The organism is Deefgea chitinilytica (assembly GCF_016881405.1).
Lineage (GTDB): Bacteria > Pseudomonadota > Gammaproteobacteria > Burkholderiales > Chitinibacteraceae > Deefgea > Deefgea chitinilytica.
In genome coordinates, this window is the sequence record NZ_WOFE01000001.1 from 383,648 (window position 1) to 404,757 (window position 21,110).

At 49.6% G+C, this 21,110-nt stretch carries 18 protein-coding genes; 8 read left to right on the forward strand and 10 right to left on the reverse strand.

Annotated elements, in window-relative coordinates; all coding sequences use genetic code 11:
* Nucleotides 1–246: 246 nt before the first annotated feature.
* The 3 genes from gltS to GM173_RS01780 form a co-directional block, all read right to left on the reverse strand.
* The gene (gene gltS / locus GM173_RS01770) at nt 247–1,446 is read right to left on the reverse strand and encodes a sodium/glutamate symporter (RefSeq protein ID WP_203569606.1); all 1,200 of its coding nucleotides are present in this window, start codon (nt 1,444–1,446) and stop codon (nt 247–249) included.
* Between the two features lie 243 nt (nt 1,447–1,689).
* The gene (lysA, locus tag GM173_RS01775) at nt 1,690–2,922 is read right to left on the reverse strand and encodes a diaminopimelate decarboxylase (RefSeq protein ID WP_203569607.1); all 1,233 of its coding nucleotides are present in this window, start codon (nt 2,920–2,922) and stop codon (nt 1,690–1,692) included.
* Between the two features lie 277 nt (nt 2,923–3,199).
* Nucleotides 3,200–3,934: a pyridoxine 5'-phosphate synthase gene (locus GM173_RS01780; RefSeq protein WP_203569608.1), complete on the reverse strand. Its 735-nt coding sequence runs from the start codon at nt 3,932–3,934 to the stop codon at nt 3,200–3,202.
* Between the two features lie 159 nt (nt 3,935–4,093).
* Here GM173_RS01780 and GM173_RS01785 point away from each other — a divergent pair, with 159 nt between their 5' ends.
* Both GM173_RS01785 and GM173_RS01790 read left to right on the forward strand, forming a co-directional pair.
* Entirely contained in the window at nt 4,094–5,005 is a 912-nt protein-coding gene (locus GM173_RS01785; protein WP_203569609.1) for an ArgP/LysG family DNA-binding transcriptional regulator, read from the forward strand.
* A 9-nt stretch (nt 5,006–5,014) separates the two neighbouring features.
* Nucleotides 5,015–5,965, forward strand: a complete 951-nt coding sequence (locus GM173_RS01790) for a D-2-hydroxyacid dehydrogenase (RefSeq protein WP_203569610.1) — start codon at nt 5,015–5,017, stop codon at nt 5,963–5,965.
* Here GM173_RS01790 and GM173_RS01795 read toward each other — a convergent pair.
* From GM173_RS01795 to phnD, 3 genes are all read right to left on the reverse strand, one after another.
* Nucleotides 5,957–7,699: a potassium channel family protein gene (locus GM173_RS01795; protein ID WP_203569611.1), complete on the reverse strand. Its 1,743-nt coding sequence runs from the start codon at nt 7,697–7,699 to the stop codon at nt 5,957–5,959. The genes GM173_RS01790 and GM173_RS01795 overlap by 9 nt on opposite strands.
* A gap of 24 nt (nt 7,700–7,723) precedes the next feature.
* Nucleotides 7,724–8,107, reverse strand: a complete 384-nt coding sequence (locus GM173_RS01800; RefSeq protein ID WP_203569612.1) for a DUF6394 family protein — start codon at nt 8,105–8,107, stop codon at nt 7,724–7,726.
* A gap of 460 nt (nt 8,108–8,567) precedes the next feature.
* Nucleotides 8,568–9,536: a phosphate/phosphite/phosphonate ABC transporter substrate-binding protein gene (phnD, locus tag GM173_RS01805; protein WP_203569613.1), complete on the reverse strand. Its 969-nt coding sequence runs from the start codon at nt 9,534–9,536 to the stop codon at nt 8,568–8,570.
* An 83-nt stretch (nt 9,537–9,619) separates the two neighbouring features.
* Here phnD and GM173_RS01810 point away from each other — a divergent pair, with 83 nt between their 5' ends.
* The 4 genes from GM173_RS01810 (at nt 9,620) to aspS (ending at nt 12,825) form a co-directional block, all read left to right on the forward strand.
* On the forward strand, nt 9,620–9,808 hold the full coding sequence (locus GM173_RS01810) for a tautomerase family protein (RefSeq protein WP_203569614.1): 189 nt from the start codon (nt 9,620–9,622) through the stop codon (nt 9,806–9,808).
* Nucleotides 9,809–9,901: 93 nt separating this feature from the next.
* Nucleotides 9,902–10,108 (forward strand): FmdB family zinc ribbon protein, encoded by a 207-nt coding sequence (locus GM173_RS01815; RefSeq protein WP_203569615.1) that lies wholly within the window; start codon nt 9,902–9,904, stop codon nt 10,106–10,108.
* A 21-nt stretch (nt 10,109–10,129) separates the two neighbouring features.
* Nucleotides 10,130–10,816, forward strand: a complete 687-nt coding sequence (locus GM173_RS01820) for a DUF502 domain-containing protein (protein ID WP_373309321.1) — start codon at nt 10,130–10,132, stop codon at nt 10,814–10,816.
* A 203-nt stretch (nt 10,817–11,019) separates the two neighbouring features.
* Nucleotides 11,020–12,825 (forward strand): aspartate--tRNA ligase, encoded by a 1,806-nt coding sequence (gene aspS, locus GM173_RS01825; RefSeq protein WP_203569616.1) that lies wholly within the window; start codon nt 11,020–11,022, stop codon nt 12,823–12,825.
* A gap of 817 nt (nt 12,826–13,642) precedes the next feature.
* On the opposite strand, the gene GM173_RS01830 is transcribed toward aspS, so the two are convergent.
* The 3 genes from GM173_RS01830 to GM173_RS01840 all read right to left on the reverse strand — a co-directional run bounded on the left by GM173_RS01830 (nt 13,643) and on the right by GM173_RS01840 (nt 15,873).
* Complete coding sequence (locus GM173_RS01830) at nt 13,643–14,533, reverse strand: coiled-coil domain-containing protein (protein ID WP_203569617.1); 891 nt, start codon at nt 14,531–14,533, stop codon at nt 13,643–13,645.
* A 110-nt stretch (nt 14,534–14,643) separates the two neighbouring features.
* On the reverse strand, nt 14,644–14,934 hold the full coding sequence (locus GM173_RS01835) for a hypothetical protein (protein WP_203569618.1): 291 nt from the start codon (nt 14,932–14,934) through the stop codon (nt 14,644–14,646).
* A 384-nt stretch (nt 14,935–15,318) separates the two neighbouring features.
* A complete protein-coding gene (locus tag GM173_RS01840) occupies nt 15,319–15,873 on the reverse strand; it encodes a hypothetical protein (protein ID WP_203569619.1) in 555 nt (184 codons plus the stop codon).
* Between the two features lie 188 nt (nt 15,874–16,061).
* Here GM173_RS01840 and GM173_RS01845 point away from each other — a divergent pair, with 188 nt between their 5' ends.
* Nucleotides 16,062–17,675: a methyl-accepting chemotaxis protein gene (locus GM173_RS01845; protein ID WP_203569620.1), complete on the forward strand. Its 1,614-nt coding sequence runs from the start codon at nt 16,062–16,064 to the stop codon at nt 17,673–17,675.
* Nucleotides 17,676–17,887: 212 nt separating this feature from the next.
* Here GM173_RS01845 and guaB read toward each other — a convergent pair whose 3' ends face one another.
* Nucleotides 17,888–19,354: an IMP dehydrogenase gene (gene guaB, locus GM173_RS01850; RefSeq protein ID WP_203569621.1), complete on the reverse strand. Its 1,467-nt coding sequence runs from the start codon at nt 19,352–19,354 to the stop codon at nt 17,888–17,890.
* A 242-nt stretch (nt 19,355–19,596) separates the two neighbouring features.
* On the opposite strand from guaB, the gene GM173_RS16270 reads away from it, so the two are divergent.
* Nucleotides 19,597–21,045, forward strand: a complete 1,449-nt coding sequence (locus GM173_RS16270) for a sensor domain-containing diguanylate cyclase (protein WP_203569622.1) — start codon at nt 19,597–19,599, stop codon at nt 21,043–21,045.
* The last annotated feature ends 65 nt before the right edge of the window (nt 21,046–21,110 follow it).

The window sequence follows — 21,110 nt, forward strand, 5'->3', positions numbered from 1 at the left end:
CTCCGCATGGAGTAAGTTGATTTGCCTTGCCTTGGGGTATTGCTCAATACACCTTATTTATTATTACCTGCAGTGATATACCTTTGTTGATATTGGGTGCGTTGCTTTAGCATAGAACGAAATGAATTTCGTTGCTGCAGGCTTGCCCGCGAATACACGCTTAACAAAATCAATTGCTCTGCGTATTCGGGTTGCGTTCGTGGACAAGCCTGCTTCTATGTTGCACAGCAAGGTCAGCGTGGGGCATCAATAAATCGGGAGCGCCATAAACAGTTTGATGACCAAGGCGTTGGCGATGTCGATAAAAAAGGCACCGACCATCGGTACGACAATGAAGGCCAAATGCGAAGGCCCAAAACGATGCGTCACAGCTTGCATATTGGCAATCGCGGTTGGCGTTGCGCCCAGCCCAAAACCGCAGTGACCAGCCGCGAGTACGGCTGCATCATAGTTTTTACCCATCACACGGAAGGTAATAACAATCGCATAGACAGCCATTGCTACGGCTTGGATACTGAGGATGAGTAAAATGGGCAGTGCTAAGTGTGCTAATTCCCACAACCGTAAACTCATCAAGGCCATCGCTAAAAATAGCGCCAAACTCACGTTGCCCAGTACTGAGATTTCGCGTTCAAAGACTTGGTACCAGCCCAAGCCACTAAGCACATTGCGTAGCAATACGCCAATAAACAGCACGCACACAAAAGTGGGTAGTTCAAATGACGTACCGGCTATGGCTTCTGCCAGCATCTGTCCGCCTGCTAAACTTAAGGCAATCAGCGCTAAAGATTCAATAAATGAATTAACCGTAATCAGGCGTGTGGCTTGTGGCTCTTCAAAACCGACTGGCGCTTGATCCTGATGGTGTGACGCGCTGGGTATAGTGACTTTGCGGATTAAGTATTTCGCAACCGGCCCGCCGATTAAGCCCCCAAGTACCAGACCAAAAGTAGCACATGCCATTGCTAGCTCGGTGGCGCCTTGAATACCAAATTGTTCGCTAAATACACTGCTCCATGCCGCTCCCGTGCCGTGACCGCCCGACAAAGTGACTGAGCCTGCCAGTAAACCTAAATGCCGTTCTAACCCCAGCAAACTTGCCAAGCTAATGCCGATGACGTTTTGCATCACCAAGAGGCCAAGCACTACGCCAAGAAATTTGAGCATCACATTGCCACCCGCTTTGAGGGTGGCCAGATTGGCCGATAGTCCAATGGTGGCAAAAAAGGCCAGCATCAATGGGGTTTGTAGTGAGGTATCAAACTTAATGGTGACGCCTGCCACTTGCTGCGCGAATAACATCAATAGCGCGACGACCAAGCCACCCGCAACCGGCTCGGGGATGGTAAATGCTTTCAGTGGCGCCGTTTTTTCGACTAATACTCGGCCAAATAGCAGGACGAGTGAAGCCGCAACGAGCGTGCCGTATCCGCTGATGGAGATCATAAAAATCCTTGGGATGGTTCTAGTAATCGGTATTGATGCAAAGCTTGCTTGGCTTTGCTGTATTCAGTATTGAGTGTTTAAGGCTGGACTAAATAAGATCGCGCTCGCTTTGATGTGTCGTAACATTCGCGCCTGCGCGACGGAAAACCCCGCGTCAGCCGATCCTAGTAAAAAAATAGGCAACACAGATTGTGTCGCCTATTTGAGTGAATGACAATCAAATGCGCTGTTAATTGTTCTGCTTTACAACTCCAGCGCCAAGAGTTCTGCAATCGTCTGGCGGCGGCGGATTTGGCGCACGGTGCCGTCGTCGATTAACACCTCGGCAATCAGTGGGCGGGTATTGTAATTGCTCGACATACTCGCGCCATACGCGCCGGTGTCGTGCAGTACGACAAAATCACCAATGTCAGCCGCTGGCAAATCACGTGGCGTGACCACGCCGCCTTCCTCTTGCGTAAACACATCGCCCGATTCGCACAGTGGGCCAGCCAGTACGGTAGGGCGCGTTTCGCCGCCCGCAACTACGCCATTAGCTCGCAACAGGCTGATTTCATGGTAACTGCCGTACATCGCAGGGCGCATCAGGTCTGAAAAACCAGCGTCAACCAGCACGAAGTGGTTATTGCCAACGTCTTTTTTCGCGCGAACTTCAGCAATCAATTTGCCGCTTTCGGCAACAAGGAAACGGCCAGGTTCGATTTCCAAATGTACGGCATGCCCTAGATGCGCCGCAATTTCATTGCGCGCCGCATCCCAGAGGCTGAAATAATGCGCGGTATCGATGGTTTCGCCGCCCACGCGGTAAGGAATCGACAAACCGCCACCCGCTGAAATCGCCCGAATATCGCGCCCCGATTGTTTGACTTGCGCCACCATCGCGGCACAGACCTCTTGCAAATGGCTGTAATCCACGCCCGAGCCGATGTGCATGTGCAGGCCGACTAAATCCAGATTGTATTTCTCGATTAGTGCTAAGGCTTCTGGCAATTGGTCGTGCCAAATGCCGTGTTTGCTTTGCTCGCCGCCAGTATTGGTTTTTTGGCTGTGACCGTGGCCGAAACCGGGATTGATGCGTAACCAAACGCGGTGGCCGGGATGCGCTTGCCCGAGTTGTTCTAACATTTGCGGGCTACCACAATTGACTTGAATGTCTAACTCAACAACGCGGGCTAAAGTCGCACGATCGAGTAAGTCGGCGGTGAACACAATATCGTCAGCGTCTTTGCCCGTGGCAAAGCCGGCTGCAATCGCGCGTTCGATTTCACCGAGCGACACTGAATCGACTTTCACTCCTTGCTCACGCATCAATTTCAGAATGTGGATATTTGAATTGGCTTTTTGCGCAAATCGAATCGTGTCGAACATTTGCAATTGGCCGATGCGCTCGCGAATGGTTGCGGCGTCATAAATCCAAGTTGGTGTACCAAATTGTTGGGCGATGCTGAGGGTTTGTGTGGCATTCAATGGTTTCACAGTGATGTCCTATTGATATTATTGATTGTGATTTTTTTTGCGCCTGCGGCACGACTATTTACAGTCGCAATCCGCGACGGGGACTCACTTTCTTTGCTTCGCCAAAGAAAGTAAGCAAAGAAAGGCGACCCGGGCGCGCATCGGTCCCCGATGCCCTCGATCCGTCGTGAGCCAAACGGTAAAGCTGTTTGTCTCTCTCCCTCACTCGGTACGCTTGAACGGGGTATTTAAGCCCCAACTCAACGAGAGCAGCCCGGTAACAGTGGATTTGAATCATTTATTTACTGTTAGGTCGGCAGATTGCTACGTATTGGCGCAGTACGTCGTTGATGCCCAACTCAAGGCATTCCACAATGACCGCGTGGCCGATGGAGACTTCGACAATATTGGGGATAGTCAAAAATTGCGCCAGATTTTGCAGATTCAAATCATGCCCTGCGTTGACTTCTAACCCTGCGTCTTGTGCGCGTTGGGCTGCGGCGGCAAAGCCAGCCAAAATGGTGTCGTTCTCGGGCGTGCCAAAGGTTTCGGCGTAGGGCTCGGTATAGAGCTCAACGCGATCAGCACCGAGTTCTTTCGCTAGCGCCATGTCTTGCGTGTCGTAATCGATAAATAGGCTGCTGCGAATGCCAAGTGCTTTCAGTTCAGCCAAAATTGGCCGTAAAAACTCGCCATCTTTTTGTAAATCCCAGCCGTGATCAGATGTCACTTGATCTGGCGCATCGGGTACCAGTGTGCATTGGGCAGGCCGATTGGCTTTGACTACAGCTAGAAATTCTGGCGTTGGGTAGCCTTCGACATTGAGCTCAACGCCACGAGATTGGCACAGCTCGCCCAGCTCGGTGACATCCGAATAGCGGGCGTGGCGTTGGTCGGGGCGGGGGTGTAGCGTAATACCGCCCGCGCCCAAATCGAGGCAACGCGCAGCAAATGCGCGTACATCGGGATAATTGCGGCCACGAGAATTGCGCAGTAAGGCAATTTTATTGATATTGATCGACAGTATGGTCATGGCAATGCTCGGCGGATAATTCTTAAGTTTGCTATTCAAACAGATTGTGAAATCGTGGTAAAACAATAAATTCTGCTCCACCCTCAATTTCGCTTAAGGAGCCGTACCTAATTGCACTTGCAAGGCTCCAAGCCTTGTGAATTCTTGGGTCTAAACGCTATGTTTGATTACAAACTACTTGAAGCACTCGATATGATTTTGCGTTGTGGCAGCTTTGATGCCGCGGCCAAACGTTTGCACTTAACGCCATCGGCGATTTCGCAGCGGATTCGGCAATTGGAAGAGCGCCATGGTGAGGTTTTACTGCGGCGCGAAAACCCACTGCGTGCGACTGCAACGGGCGAGAAATTGCTCGCGCATGTGCGCCAAGTGCGCTTGCTGGAAAACGATTTTGCCCAAGAAAGTGACGCGACATCAGCCGCTTTAACGACGCTACGGGTGGGGATTACCGCTGATAGTTTGGCGATTGGCCTGATTCCGGCACTCGCGCCGAGTTTGGTGCAGACTAATTTATTGCTCGAATGTGTGATTGATGATGAAGCCTACACACTGGATTTGTTGCGTTCTGGTGAGGTGATTGGATGTATCAGTACGCAGCCCTTGCCTTTTGCTGGCTGTGGGGTGATACCGTTGGGTGAATTGCCTTATATTGGCGTGGCGAGTCCAGCATTTGTGGCGCAGTATTTTTCCCAAGGCATCAATGCTAGCAGTTTAGCGGCAGCACCTGCCGCGGTTTATGGCCGAATAGATAGTCGTAAAGAGAGTTTGCATCGCCGCTTATTGCGCGAGCAATTTGCTTTACTCGAAGATCAATATCCGTGTTTTGTGATTCCCGAAAGCCATGCGTTGTATGCGGCTGCGCAGGCGGGATTGGCCTATGCCGTCGTGCCGTGTGCACAAGCTGAAGCTGATATCGCGGCTGGGCGGGTACTCCCGTTGCGCGAATTGCACGCCAGTGTGCCGCTGTATTGGCATCATTGGGCGCGGCAAACGCGACCCGCGCTATTGCTGACGCAGGCCATGTGCCAGTTTGCTGCTGAATATTTTAATGCTGTTTTAAATTCTGATTGAGTCAATTTAATGATCGAACCTTTGATTGTATTTCTGGATGCTGCCACCTTGCCGGTTTCGCTGAAAACGATCCCAAACCCGCATCGCTGGATTTCATATGCCCAAACGTCGCCTCATGAAGTCGTTGAGCGCTTACAGGGGGCGACAGTCGCAATCAGCAACAAAGTCCCGATCACGCGAGACATGCTGGCGCAACTGCCTGATCTCAAGCTGATTGCGGTTGCCGCTACGGGTTATAACCAAATCGATATTGTCGCGGCGCGTGAATATACAGTAGGGGTGTGTAACATCAGAGACTATGCTATTCATGGCGTAGCGGAGCATACCTTGATGTTGATGCTGGCTTTACGGCGTCAATTACTGGCGTATCGGCAGCGATTGGCAGCGGGTGAGTGGCAATCTGCGGCTGGATTTTGTCTGTTTGCCGAGCCATTGCATGATTTGGCGGGTAGCCGCATGGCGATCATGGGCTCGGGCGCATTGGGGCAAGCGACGGCAAACTTGGCGCGGGCGTTTGGCATGGAGGTAGTTTTTGTCGAGCGAAAAGGTGCCGCGCAAGTGCGGCAGGGCTATTTGGCTTGGGATGAGGCTTTGGCAACTGCGGATGTGCTGAGCCTGCATTGCCCGTTGACTGAAGACACGAAAAACTTGATCGGTTCGTTTGAGCTGGCGCAGATGAAAAAATCAGCGATTTTAATCAATACCGCGCGCGGTGGTTTGGTTGATGAGGCGGCATTATTGGCTGCGTTGCAAGCGGGGCAAATTGCTGGGGCGGGGATCGACGTCTTGGTCGCTGAACCTCCACGGGCAGGTAATCCACTGCTCGAGGCGCAATTACCCAATTTGATCATTACACCGCATGTGGCATGGGCGAGTGTCGAAACGATGCAAACGCTAGCCGATCAATTGATTGGCAATGTGGATGCGTTCTTGCGCGGTCAGCCGCGGCATTTAGTCTAAATTTTCGGCGTTGGTGTTGAGCTCCAAGGCACGGTTTTCGCGCCATGTGGCAATTTTGCGGAATAACCAGCTTTGTGGTTGCTCGACTCCGGTGCGGGCGTATTCCAGCAAACTCACTTCGCTGCACATTGCGTCGTGCGATTGCCAAGCGGCATCGTCGCCGATAAATAAGATCTCGTCGCCAAAGTTTAATTCGGTATCGTCACTCGGTAATAAAATGTCTTCGCCAGCGTGGCAGCGCATCAGGGCGATGCAATGCAATGGCGCGCCGTGTTCGAGCACACTGTGCGCAAAATGGGCTAGTTGTAAGTGCGGCGTTGGCCGCGCTAAAAAGGCGTGCACTGCCGCGATGTTGTTGGCGTCGAGTTTGATGCTCCAATTTTCGGGCACGCAATGCTGACAAAGTACTTCGATGTTTTTGGTGAGCGCCGCCGCCCAAGCTTCATCCTGAGCCTCGATGTGCTTCACAAAGCGAGACAGCATTGGGCTCGCCATTGCGCGTAGCGCTTCGTGAGCGACAACTTCGCTGCGAATCGATGTGAAATCGGGTTTAAAGGCTTCAAAGAGCAGGTGATTGCTGGCGAGGTTCTGCCGCGCGACGATAAATAAATTCGGGTTGAGCATGCGCGCAGTGGCAATCGCCGATAGATTGTTCGCATCGTGATCATGGCTGACCAATAAGCCCACGGCTCGCTCGATGCCTGCCGCTTGTAAGGACGCCGCATCAACACCGAGCGCCAGATGAAATTGGGCGGGGTCAAGCTCAGCTTGCGGTTCTGGATCGATGATGTGCACGCTAATTCCTGCTTCTAAGCTGAGCGCAGCATGTACTGCTCGGCCAAAACGACCGTAGCCAACAATGACCCAATGGCCTTTCGGTGGCACGATGGGGGTGGGAATTGGGTTGCCAGGAAAGTCAGATAAAATCGTTTTTAGTTGTGAAGCCGCTGGGGCATGTAAGGCCAAATGAAATTGAGCGCCGACCGCTTCAAACATATTGATGACTTTATTGGTGCCAAACGACGCCATATTGTCGCTGACTTCTTGATTTTTGCTGCGGCAAATCGACAGCATTTTTGGCCGCAGTACGTAGGCGCTGATTGCAATCGATAGATTGGTATTTTCATCGCCGGTGATGCCCAATACGCCGACACACATCGGATGGCTCAGCCCTGCCACTTTAAGCAATTCTGGATTGGCTGCGTCGCCAGCGTGGTAAGGCGCATCAAAATGATAATTGGCCAGCGCCACTTCGTTGATCCGTTCCTCACGTAGATCGATGACGACAAAACGTATATTTTGCTCATCCAGTACTTTGCACAATAAGCGCCCAGTTTGGCCGTAACCACAGATTAAATAAAACGGCTCGGTGAAGTTTTTAACTTTATTAATAAAGCGCGTGTATTGGATTGCTCTGGCGAATGCTTGGTCGCGTGATAAGGCAAAAATAGAGCCCAGCGTATACGTCCAGCCAACCACAGCCAAATAAATACAAATGACCACCCACATGCGTTGCGCGTTGGTAAATGGGAACGGGATTTCACCAAAACCAATCGTCGTTGCGGTGTAGCTAATAAAATAAAAAGCGTGGAAAAAATCCATCCGATACGGTTGGCCTTGGTCATCGACACCCGGAATCATCACTAAGCCCATGACAGAGATGGCGTAGATCAAGATGAGCGTGATAATCGGCGTGCGTAAGCGCCGAAGCATCAGGAAGAAAATATTAGGCATGTGGGTTTCAGACTATGGTGCGGTTTAGCGACGGTGTTGCAGTGTTTCACCAATCAGCAAAATCACTGACACCAAATTGGCCGCGAGCGCACCCGCGGATAGCGAAACAATCGTTGTCGTTGTGGCTGGCGTCATGCCCAGTTGAGTAATGTATAGCGCATTCCACCATACCAAGGCAGCGGCGATGAGTTGCAAATCGGCTACCAAGCTGGTCGCCAGATGCAAGGCACCGACTTGGGTGCGGTCGCCAAATTTAATCACTGTGGCAATCAAATTCACCACGATGGCGGCAAATAGCTCATTGACATCATGCTGGTGAGCGACATCAATTTCGCCAATCACAAAGCCAAAATTGAGCGTAAATGCTAGCAAAATAAAGAAGCCAAAAATTACTTTTTCTAAATTCATGGTGCGTCCTATTTAAATGCGATGGGCGTTTGCAGTGTGATTGATTGAGAGTTTAGCGACTCATTTGCGTTCTGGCTAATTGAGCTTGGCGCAAGCTATTTGGGCGATTAGCGTGTTATCCCCAGATGGCGTGGATAAAAAACGGCATTGGCTGTGGGTAACTGAGCTAAGTCTTTGACTTAGCAAGGAAGCGGCTTGCGGGTATCGCCGATGTGAAAAAATAGGCCGTTTGGTTTGAGTTATGCCCAATAGTGAGGTGTATTGCTTGAATAAGCTGTGGGTAACCGAGATAGTGTTTTGATCTGTATCGGAAAAATTGGCTTGCTTAAAATTTGAGCAATTTGTATTTAGTTAAACGTAATTAGCAGTAGGGAAGTGGAGGTTGGGATCTGTTGTGATGTATTGGCCTCTAGCCTTTAATTAATAATGGCTAGAGGCCAATACACTTGAATTAAATAGCTTACTTGGCGCCGCCCAGTACGCTAACTAATTGATTGTAGCGACCATAAAAGGCTTTTTCTTGTTCCGCTTTGAGTTTGGGGTCGAGCTTAGTATTAAACGTGAGCTTGAACAAATCATGGAATAACTGCAAATCCGTTACTTGGCGCAAGCTACGATTATCGGCTGGGGAAAAACCAGCCAATTGGTCGGCGTAATACAAGCGTTGTCTCGCTAAAGCGGTATTGTTACCGGTGCGGCCATAGTCGAGGAAAAACTGACTGATTTTACTTTTGACATTAGCGGGTAGGTCGCGGCGCATTACTAAGGGGTCGAAGGTGAAGTCGGGCGATTGCCAAACCACTTTCATTTGCGCAAAATCGCGAGGGTATTTCTCTTTGAGCTGCTCTAAGTCGAATGTATTACTGACAGCGACATCGACCTGTTTTTTTGCCAGCGCTACAAACGATTGCTCTGCTGTGCCAACAATGATCTGTTTGAAATAGTGCTCCGGCAGAATATTGCGTTTCATAAACAGATGATATTGTGGAATGTAAAAATCAGCGGTGCTCGATGGTTTTCCCGAGGCATATCGTAGTTGTTTTGGCTTATCTAATAGCTGCTCGGCATTTTGTATTGGGCTTGTTTTTGGCACCAGCATCACGCTGCGATAAGTTTTAAGATTACCGCTTTGAATTAAACTGGCAAACACATCACTTTTTCCGCTTTCAACCGCGTCGAGCGCCAGTTTATTATCGAGTCGAGCGACTTGGATTTCATTGTTTTGGATTTTCTTCAACATGGCGTCGCGGTCACTACTTACCCAGCCCTTTACAGGTTGGCCAATGGCAGCGGATAGATCATTCAGCACCGGTTGCCAGTCTTCAAGGGTTTGCTCATCGGCCCGTGTGGTTAGCAAACCGACGGTAATGTCGGCGTAACTAGGGATTGCAATCAGGCAGAGCGCGGCGAGAAAAGGACGAATAGACATTAGGGAATTCCCGAGTATTGCAAATGCCGAGTAGCTTAGTGTTTTTGTGTTGCGTTTTAGTGAAAACTTTGTAAGGAATTGAGATGCCGTATATTAATTTACGTGTAGCGGGTGAATTAAACCGTGAACAAAAACAGCAAATCGTCGCTGAATTTACCCAGACCATGGTACGGGTAGCGAACAAACCGGCTGAGTATGTGATTGTGACCATTGATGAAGCGCCGTTGGCCGGCTGGGGGTGGGGTGGCCAATTGCTGGATGAGGCGGACTAAATCGTTTGGTTTCAGCGGATTGATGGACGATTTCGACCTTCGCGTTTGAACAAGGTATAATCGCCCACTTTGTTGTTGCAGGTGAAGATTGCTATGCCAATTTATGCTTATCGCTGTGCCGCTTGCGGCCACCAAGATGAACATTTGCAAAAAATGTCGGCTGATCCCTTAACGCAATGCCCGGCTTGTGATGCGCCTCAATATGAAAAGTGCGTGACGGCAGCGGGTTTTCAGCTAAAAGGTTCTGGCTGGTATCAAACCGACTTTAAGGGTGGCTCATCCACCGCAAGTCCCGATTAGTTTTAATTGATTAGGAAAAATGTGACTTCTTTACTCAAGCGCTATCTGTTGACGGGTTTACTAATCTGGATCCCCTTGGTGATTACCTTGTGGGTTCTGAATTTGCTCATCGGTACGATGGATCAACTGGGCGCTTATGTACCGAATCAAATTCGTCCTGATTATTGGATTTTACAAAGCCTCGCCAAGCTCTTTCCGCAATTTACCGGGATGAATAATATCCCCGGCTTTGGGGTTATTCTTACTGCGCTGGTGCTGTTAATTACTGGGGTTGTTGGCACCAATATCTTGGGCCGACGCTTGCTGCAAGTGGGCGGCTCGATTGTGAAACGGATTCCTATCGTGCGCTCGATTTATATGAGCGTGAAGCAGGTTTCCGATACGTTGTTTTCGGATTCGGGCAATGCGTTTCGCAAAGCGGTACTGGTGCAGTTCCCGCATCAAGGTACTTGGTCTGTCGGCTTTGTGACGGGCGTGCCCAGCGGCGAAATTGATGACAAGCTGGGTGGCGAGCTGATTTCAGTGTTTGTTCCTACGACGCCGAATCCAACCTCGGGCTTTTTGTTTATGGCCAAAACCGCCGATGTCAAAGAGCTGGATATGTCAGTCGATGAAGCCCTCAAGTATGTGATTTCGCTGGGGGTAGTGATGCCAACGCCAAAAGATACGGTTGCTGCGCCAGCGCTGGGTGACGTCGCAAAAAAGTGATTTGCCGCGCTTGAAATGGTTTTAGGGTATGGCATAGCGGCGCTAGACAGTACAATACGCTAGCCAATGAAAGCCAAGAATTAAAAGCGAGGGGCGAAGCGCCCCTTGGCTGATTGACTGAAGTGATTTAATGCCTGCGGTCATGCCGCAAACGGGGAGCAAACCCGTGAAATATTCAGCGTTTTATTTTAAGGAAGTGTTTGATGCGTACTAATTACTGTGGTCTGATTAACGAGCAATACCTCGGCCAGACTGTGACTTTGCAAGGTTGGGCTCATCGTCGTCGTGACCACGGTGGCGTTATTTTTATCGACTTGCGCGACCGCGAAGGCATCGTGCAAGTGGTGGTCGATCCAGATACCCCAGATGCATTTGCCACCGCTGATGCATCGCGCAGCGAATACGTGCTGGAAATCAAAGGCATCGTCCGCGCACGTCCAGCAGGTACGACCAACGCTAAAATGATTTCTGGCCAAATCGAAGTGTTGGCCAAAGACATCATCGTGTTGAACAAAGCCGAAACGCCACCGTTCCAGATCGACGATGAAAATCTCTCTGAAAACGTGCGTTTGACCAACCGCGTCATCGACCTGCGTCGCCCAGTGATGCAACGCAATCTGCGTTTGCGTTACCAAGTGGCACTGCTGGTGCGTAACTTCCTCGACACCAAAGGCTTTATCGACATCGAAACCCCGATGCTGACTCGTTCTACGCCAGAAGGCGCGCGCGATTACCTCGTGCCAAGCCGCGTTCACGACGGTCAATTCTTCGCCTTGCCACAATCGCCACAGCTATTTAAACAATTGTTGATGGTGGCCGGTTTCGATCGCTACTACCAAATTACTAAATGCTTCCGTGACGAAGACTTGCGCGCTGATCGTCAGCCAGAATTTACTCAGATCGATATTGAAACTTCGTTCTTGAACGAAGAAGAAATCATGAATATCACCGAAGAAATGGCGCGCCATGTCTTCAAACAAGCGATCAATGTAGACCTGGGCGAATTCCCACGCATGGCGTATGACGACGCGATGTTCTACTACGGTTCGGACAAACCGGACCTGCGCGTTGACTTGAAATTCACCGAACTCACCGACGTGATGAAAACGGAAGAATTCAAAGTCTTCCGTGGCGCAGCCGACATGGACGGTGGCCGCGTAGTCGGCTTGCGCGTACCGGGCGGCGCAACACTGAGCCGTAAAGACATCGACGACTACACCAAGTTCGTTGGCATCTACGGCGCGAAAGGTCTGGCCTACATTAAAGTGGAAGATGTGTCGAACATTAGCAACGCAGAAGACTCTGGTCTGAAAGCACCGATCGTGAAGTTCCTCAGCAACGAAGCGCTGAAAACCATCATCGAACGCACTGGCGCGCAAAACGGCGACATCATCTTCTTTGGTGCGGATAAACGCAAAATCGTTGACGAAGCGATCGGCGCACTGCGTATCAAGATCGGTCACGAGCGCGGCGAAGAAGGCGGCTACTTCACCAAATCGTGGAAACCATTGTGGGTCGTTGACTTCCCAATGTTTGAATACGACGAAGACGGCAAACGCTGGAACGCCTGCCATCACCCATTCACTTCGCCCAAAGTGGAACACCTTGCATTACTGAAAACCAATCCGGGCGCATGCAAAGCACGCGCTTACGACATGGTCTTGAACGGTTGGGAAATGGGCGGCGGCTCGGTGCGTATCCACCAAGCTGACGTACAATCAACCGTGTTCGACGCGCTCGGTATCGGCGAAGAAGAAGCGCAAAACAAATTTGGCTTCTTGCTCGACAACCTGAAATTCGGCGCGCCTCCACACGGCGGCTTGGCCTTCGGTCTGGATCGTTTGGTGACGCTGATGACCGGCGCAGAATCAATCCGCGATGTCATCGCCTTCCCGAAAACGCAGCGTGCGCAGTGTTTGTTGACCAATGCACCGAACGAAGTGGACGAGAAACAATTGCGCGAATTGCATATTCGTTTGCGTAATGCACCGCAGGTTAATTTGGCGTAATTGCTGATTGAGTTTGAGTTTTAAAAAAAAAGGCGACTGAGGTCGCCTTTTTTGTTGTCTTAGGTATATCAATGTAGCTGTTTTTCGGTAATGACTGTGGTGATATACCCTATGAAATGTTCTTTTTGGTTTTAGCTTTAGACTGAATTTCTAGTGATTTTAATGAGCTGAGTCGCGCTGATGCCGCGCGGCACCCACCTTATCTTTGCTTCGCCAAAGAAAGGTGGGCCAAAGAAAGGCGACCCGGGCGAAAAGCGCTCCGCGCTGCCCTTGCTTCGTCGTGAGCCAAATGATGAAGCTATTTGTCTCTCTCCTCGCTGCGGTTTTCGCTACACGGGGTTTTAAGCCCCAGATCAACGATCAAGAAATAATATTGATGTATTGTCATATAAGTATTGTAAATCAAGGGCTATGAGCAAATACCTCGAAAGGTAGGGTGTATTCGATGCATAGCGGTAATACGCTGGAAGGTGTGATTCTTGTGGCGTAGTGCCGTTGGCGACTACGCCCTACGGAGCTGTTGACCAATGCACCGAATGCGGTGGACGAGAAGCAATTGCGCGAATTGCACATCAAATTACGTAATCCGCCCGTGATTGAGTAATTGGGTTTGTAGTTTGAGATGATAAAAAAGACCGCCGATGGCGGTCTTTTTTGTTGGTGGCATATGTGGCTGTAGTTATTGCTGATATTGGTCTGGGCGCATATACATTGCTTGGTAGGTGAAGGGTAGTGCGTATTCGACACGGAGCGGCAATATGCTGGAGGGTGTTGGTTTGTGCAGCGTAGTGTCGTTGGCGACTGCGAATCTATGATGCTAATGTGTGCTAGTGTTTCTGGATTGTTCTTCTAACTGCTGCTGGTAGCTATTAAATAAATAATCCATCCGGATGTTAATGAAGCGAGTCTTTTTGATTAAATAAATCTGACTGTCTGTTGATTGATCTATTGATTCTCTTAGCTGCTTTAACTGTGTGTGTTTCTCTTCGAGTTGCATTGTAAGGTCTTGTAAAGTTGAGTTGGTTTTTTTTGCTGATTCAATAATTTCTTCAACTTTGTTTTTGTGATCTTTTAAGGAAGCTGATTTTTTGTATGCCTCTTGGATGTCTTGGATCGTGTCAATATCAAATCCAGTTAATTCGGTTGTTTTTTCTTTGAGCTCTTCCATTTCTTTTGCTCTTTGTGCTGAGGCTTTTTCTAAATTGGCTACCTCAAAAGTCAAAATGTTAACTTCTTTCTCGATTTGACTTATTGTGGCTATACTTCTACTTCTAATTTCGTCTGTTGCTTTTGACTCTGTTTCATAAGACTCTAGCATTGTTTTTAATAGTTGTAATTCGGCTGTCATTTCAGCTGATTTCGATTGAGATTCGAGCGCTTCTTTTGTGCCTTTAAGCTCTTTTCTTTGAAGTGTTACGGCATAAAAAAGCAAGATAACAGAAATGAAGCCAAAAATAGGATTTAGTGTCCCGCCAATGAAATCGCCAAAGGTACCCCAATCAGCATTTTGATCGGATATTTTTGCGTGAAAATTCCAAGCGTATGCAAGGAAAACACCTCCGGTTAATAGAAGTGCGGCAACTGTAGGAAGCCAGTGCTCCTTGAGAAAAGATACAAGAGTATAGTCTCCATCGTGTATTGTGTTCCTATGTGTAATGGATACTTGATCCTCTGCAGTATTTTCCTTTTGCTGTAAATCTGGGGGCATATTTTAAATCCAAGTTTAATTTGTTTGAATTGAGTGCGTATTTGATTTTCATAAAGCTTACCATAATCTAATTCGCTGGTTACGCTCGCGGCTAGTCTGACTTGCATTTTTTATATTTTTTTGCGCCGTTGGCGCGATGTTTTCAATGCGCGTTCCGTCGCGCAGACGGGCAGGGGTATTTGCTTCTGCAAATACCCCTGCCCCCCAAAGCAGCCCCCGGCATCTGCGTCGGCTACGCCGATGCCCTCGCTGCGGACAATCGGCAAGGCGTCGGGTTTTAACAAAACAGAGCCCGCCGAATTCCCTTGTCGCTTGTTTACCCCAAGGGCACAGCCTTCGCTAAGGCGGTAAACCGCCAAGCTACGGCATGCCTCGCTCGGCGCAGCTGCAGGGGATTTCATGCATACCCATCATTGCGGCATATACATGCGATGGTGTTGCTCTGGCGATGAATTTTGAACTTGGTTTGGTTGATATACCCCTGTTGCAATTAGGACGGATTGCCCGTGGAGCCGCGCCGTTTGAAAATGACTCGGCGAGGTTTTAAGCCGCAACCTGTTTGAGCTGCGCGACGGTAGCGCGCAGCGAGTTTTGCGGCGCCTCGCCGTGGCTTTTTCAAGCGGGGTTTCGCGGTGATCGGGCGCGCTGGGGTTGCAAGGGGCAAGGCAAGACTGCCCCTTGCTCGTTCGGCGGGCGAAACCGCCGGTTCACCGCCTGCGCAGCAGGCTATGCGGACGTAGAAGCGCTATTTGCCTTTGCTTAGGGTGGCATCAATGCGCCAGTGATTAAAACAGTGAATGCTTCAATTTCCCCATTTTCAACACGGGTGAACGCGCTTTATTGCCACTCAAGTCCAGCTCGGCTGCGCCCACTTGAAAATCTTCCCCTTCGTGATTACCAGAAAAATGTTCTACTAGTTTTTTCTGGCCTTTAAACACGGTGAGCTCAATCCCGCTGGCTTGGCCGCCATTGATGGCGACGTAGTAGCTAAATTCGCCTTGATAAATTCCAACTACATCCATGCCGGTGTGTGGCCCGGTGCTGAGGTTGGCGATGGTGAACGGGGCTTGGGTGGTGGCGTCGACGTTCATTTCTACTTTGCCGGGTAGACCGTAACGATAGCTAACGCGGCCAAATGGCTCACGGGCTTGGTCGGCGCACAATGACAGCACTTTGCCTTGCCGCGTGTTTTTGTAGCCTGAGTCGGTGGCGATGGTTTTACCCATCCATGCATCGATGATGGCGTATTCTTTATCGGTGCAGTGGGTAGGGACTTGTGCTTGGGTTGTGCTGATTAGAGTGAGACTGAGTGTGATCAGGCTGAGTGAGATCTTGGGCATGGTGGTGCGGATGGAGTGAATTTTGCCTAGTATAAATTGATTGTCAGTGTTTTGTTAGGTTTTGCAAAGCTTGCAAGATTCAATTGCGCTTGTCTGTTGCCTGGGCCGGCTTGTGGTGTTGGCGATGTGTTTTTAGCCATGTTTGACTATGCTGAACCTACTTCAGCTTAATGATAAGGAGCCATGCAGTGACGATTAGCCAGCGCTTAATTGCAATGATTGCGGTGACCTTAATGGCTTTGCTGTTTTTGGCCGGTTTAGGCAGTTATAAACTGAAGCAGGATGTGGATCAATTTGAGTCGCTCGATACCAATATTATTCCGACCTTGGTGTTGATGAGTGAGCTAGATGCTGCGATCCGTGAAAATCGTATAGCTATGTTTGCTCATATTCTGGCACCGAATGATCAACAAAAGGCGGAGGTGGCTGAACAAATTACGCTGCGTAATCAGCAGATTGAACAGTTGTTCAAAAAATATCAGGGCTTCTTACTCAATGAGCAGGAGCGGTTGTTGTTTGACAAATTACAGGCGAGTTATGGTCAGTATCAGGCGGTATTTTTACAGGTTATACAGCGCTCGACTGCACTTGATGCCACGAGTGCATTTGCATTAGCTAATGGGCAGGGCGCGGCGTTGAATCGTCGCTTGGCGGCCGATTTGCAAGCTGTGGTGAAGTTTAATCAGCAGCATGCTAGCGCGAGTGTGGTTACGGCTAGACAGGGTTCTAGCCAGTCAATTACTTTATTTGTGAGTTTAGCGATTGTTGCAACGATGCTGGTGCTAGGCTTGGGCTTGTGGATTTTGCGGGCTATACGGGGGCCGTTACGGCAGACGGTGCGAGCGGTCAGTCATGTTGAATCCTCACTTGATTTTACTTTCCGTGTGCCTGCCGCTGGCAAGGATGAAATTGGCGAGCTTGTGACGGCATTTAACCGCTTGCTCGACACAGTGCAGCAAAGTTTTGCCAGTATTAGTCGCAATATCAGTGAAATGACCAGATCTGCGCATCAAATGGTGGATGCTTCGGGTGATTTGTCGCGAACAGCTGGGCATTCTAGTGAGGCTGCTGAGCATATGGCCGCGACAGTTGAACAGGTGACGGTGAGTATTTCGCATGTGGCCGAACGAGCGAGGGACGCCGATCATAACGCAACGTCGTCTGGGCAGTTGGCTGTTGAGGGTGAAAAAGTAATACGAGCCACCGTGGATGAAATTAATGGAATTTCGAGTACTGTCAATGATGCCGCATTAGAAATCGGTGCTTTGCGTGAGCAAAGCCAGCAAATTCAAATTGTGTTAGGGGTAATTAAAGATATTGCTGATCAGACGAATTTACTGGCTTTGAACGCCGCGATTGAAGCTGCACGTGCCGGTGAGCAAGGTCGAGGTTTTGCGGTGGTGGCCGATGAGGTGCGTAAATTGGCTGAACGCACTAGCAATTCAACGCAGGAAATTACGCAAACGGTGAATCAAATTAGCGATTGCGCTGATCGTGCTGTAAGTCGAATGAATCAAGTGGTCAATTCGGTTAGCCAAGGGGTGAATTACGCGCGTGACGCGGGGGATTCAATTTTGCGAATTCGTGGTGCTTCGGAGGTGGTGGTGGGGTATGTCTCCGATATATCGATTGCGATTGGTGAGCAAAGTACGGCTAGTACTGCTATCGCTCAGCAGGTTGAGCAGATTGCTAAAATGGCAGGGGATACCAGTGGCGCGGCAAGGCTGGCGGCTACTTCGGCTGATCAGTTGTGTGCCTTAGCTGATTCGGTGCAGCAAACCTTGGATCGTTATCGTATTTAGCTGGGGTAATTGGCTGTATCTATTCTATCTAAAGGCTTTGGGTTATATACGCATTAGATTTGTGGGTTGTTTGAATTGAGTATGGCAATAAGGCTAGGAAGGGGAATTTTTAGTTCTGGTTTTTGTTCGAACAGTATTGACTACGTTTATCACCGCCAAAAAAAACCGCTGACTCGCAGCGGTTTTTAAGTCAAACTCAATATTTAATAATATTAATCTTGATGATAGTTTGGTGCTTCTTTGGTGATTTGCACGTCATGAACGTGTGATTCACGAATACCCGCTGCGGTGATTTGTACGAATTCCGCTTTGGCGTGAACATCATCAATCGTAGCGCAACCCAAATAACCCATTGATGAGCGCAAACCACCGACTAATTGGTGGATCACCGCAGTCAAAGGACCTTTGTATGGTACGCGGCCTTCGATGCCTTCTGGTACCAATTTATCTGCATCAGCGGTTTTGTCTTGGAAGTAGCGATCTGAAGAGCCATTTGCGCCAGCCATTGCACCGAGCGAGCCCATTCCGCGGTAGCTCTTGTACGAACGACCTTGGTAGAGTTCAACCTCGCCTGGAGCCTCTTCGGTACCACCGAACAAACCACCCAACATCACCATGTGAGCGCCTGCGGCGATGGCTTTAGCAATATCGCCGGAGAAGCGGATACCGCCATCAGCGATCAATGGCACGCCAGTGCCTGCGAGTGCTTCGGCTACATTGGCTACGGCAGAAATTTGCGGTACACCAACACCGGCAACAATACGCGTGGTGCAGATCGAGCCTGGGCCAATACCGACTTTGACCGCGTCCGCGCCAGCTTCAACCAAGGCTAGAGCGGCTGCGCCAGTGGCGATATTGCCACCAATCACTTGCACTTGTGGGAAGTGGGTTTTGACCCATTTCACGCGATCCAGTACGCCTTGGCTGTGACCGTGCGCTGTGTCGACGACGATGACGTCAACGCCGGCTTCAACCAGTAATTTCACGCGCTCGTCAGTGCCTGCGCCAACGCCAACGGCGGCGCCAACGCGCAAGCGGCCTTGCTCGTCTTTGGCTGCCAGTGGGTGTTCGCTGGTTTTGACAATGTCTTTAACGGTGATCAGACCTTTGAGGGTGAAGGCATCGTCGACAACCAGCACACGCTCTAGGCGGTGCTCGTGCATTAATGTGCGAGCGTCTTCGATGCTGGTACCTTCTTTTACCGTTACCAGTTTTTCTTTTGGCGTCATGATCGATGACACTGGCACATCAAGGCGAGTTTCAAAACGCAGGTCGCGGTTGGTCACAATACCAACTAACTGACCATTGTCGATCACGGGTAAGCCAGAAATCTTGTGTTGACGTGTTAACGTTAGCACGTCACGAACTAACATAGTCGGCGCTACAGTGACGGGGTCTTTCACAATACCTGACTCGTAGCGTTTTACTTTTGCTACTTCTTTGGCCTGCATCGCAGGGGTCATGTTTTTGTGAATGATACCGATGCCGCCTTCTTGTGCCATTGCTATGGCTAAGCGCGCTTCAGTGACTGTGTCCATTGCAGCAGAAACGAGGGGGAGGTTCAGGCGGATCCCGCGCGTGAACTGTGTAGCCAGCGAGACATCGCGTGGCATAACATTTGAATGAGCGGGTACCAGTAGAACGTCGTCGAACGTTAGGGCTTTTTGCACAATACGCATGAAGAGAATCCTTTTCGCCAAAAAAGCATTATACCGAAACATCGATGACACGCCTATTGCATTGTAATAATTCCAGTTTTTTAGCGTGCTGAAAGCCTGTGCTCGCTCGATTTTTTTTCAAGGTACCCAGTTAAATTTGGGTATTATTCGCTACTTTGCTTTCACCTATAGTAACCCGGTGAGTGTTGAGGCTCTGATTATGCGCGTCAACATCCTTTTTATAAGTTAGTAGAGGACTGGTTGTGCCTAGAATCCCCAAGCGAATACGTTTATTACTGTTGGTGGCGATCTTATTGGTCGGTGGCTTTTTAAGTACCAGCATTGCCAGTTATGTCGTTTCGCGAGATGCATTGCGTGATGGGCTGATCGGTAGTGCTTTGCCCTTAACGGGCGACAATATCTATTCTGAAATTCAAAAAGACATGTTGCGTCCCGTTTTTATCTCATCACAAATGGCGCACGATACTTTTGTGCGCGATTGGTTGCTGGCAGGGGAGCAAGATCCGACTCAATTGACGCGCTTTTTGCAGGAAGTCAAACACAAAAATGGCACTTATAGTAGCTTTTTGGTGTCGGCTAAAACGCTGCGCTATTACTACGGTGGTGGCATTCTTAAATCCGTCGCGCCAGACGATCAGCGAGACGCTTGGTTTTTTCGCGTGGCGAATATGCCTCAAGAATTTGAAACCAATGTGGATCCTGATTTAGCAAATCGCGACAAAATGACGATCTTTATTAATTACAAGATTTTCGATTATGCCGGTCAGTTTATTGGTGTGACTGGGGTCGGTATTACGCTCGATAGCATGCGCCATTTGCTGCAAAACTACGAGGCGCGGTTTCAGCGACGGGTTTATTTTGTGGATCAAGCTGGGCAAGTGATGCTGACGGGAGATACCCAGCAAACCAGAGCCTCAATCTTGCAGCAAGCGGGAATTAGCCAAGTTGCAGCAAAAATTCTTAATCATCAAACCGAGCCAATTGCTGTTACCTATAGCTTGAATGACCAATTGATACTGCTCAATACGCGTTTTATTCCTGAATTAGGCTGGTATTTGATTGTGGAGCAAAATGAAACCGCCGATTTGCGGCCAGTGCAAAGAATGTTTCAGTTTAATCTGCTGATTTCAGCGCTCGTGACTTTATTGGTGCTGTGTATCGCAATGTATAGTATCAATCGTAGTCAGCGTTATTTAGAAACCTTGGCTAGAACCGATGGTTTAACTCGGCTGTTGAACCGACGTGCCTTTGAAGTGGTCTTGACACAAAAACTCAGTGAGCTGAGCAGACGGCCACGGCCCGTGTCGGGCATCTTGGTTGATATCGATTACTTTAAGCAGGTCAATGATCAATTTGGCCATACCACTGGTGATGCGGTGTTGCAGCAGGTGGCGCAACTGCTGCGAGCCAGCGCACGGGCTGGCGATACTGTGGCGCGTTGGGGTGGAGAAGAGTTTGTGATCTTGCTAGATGATTGCCCGAAAGCGCAGGCTTTAGAATTAGCTGAGCGACTGCGATTGAAGGTGGCTCATTTTGATTTTGCATTGCCTGACTCATTTCGAGTGACGGTCAGCTTGGGCGTGGTGGAATTGCAGCCGGGCGAGACTGAAATCGAGTTTTTCCAACGCGCCGATCAACTACTGTACGCCGCCAAATCGAGTGGGCGTAACTGTGTCATGGCCGATGTTTAGTGCCGCCAATTATCCAATCCCGATCATGTTAGATTAGTTGTTGTTGATTGTTGCGCTGCATGATG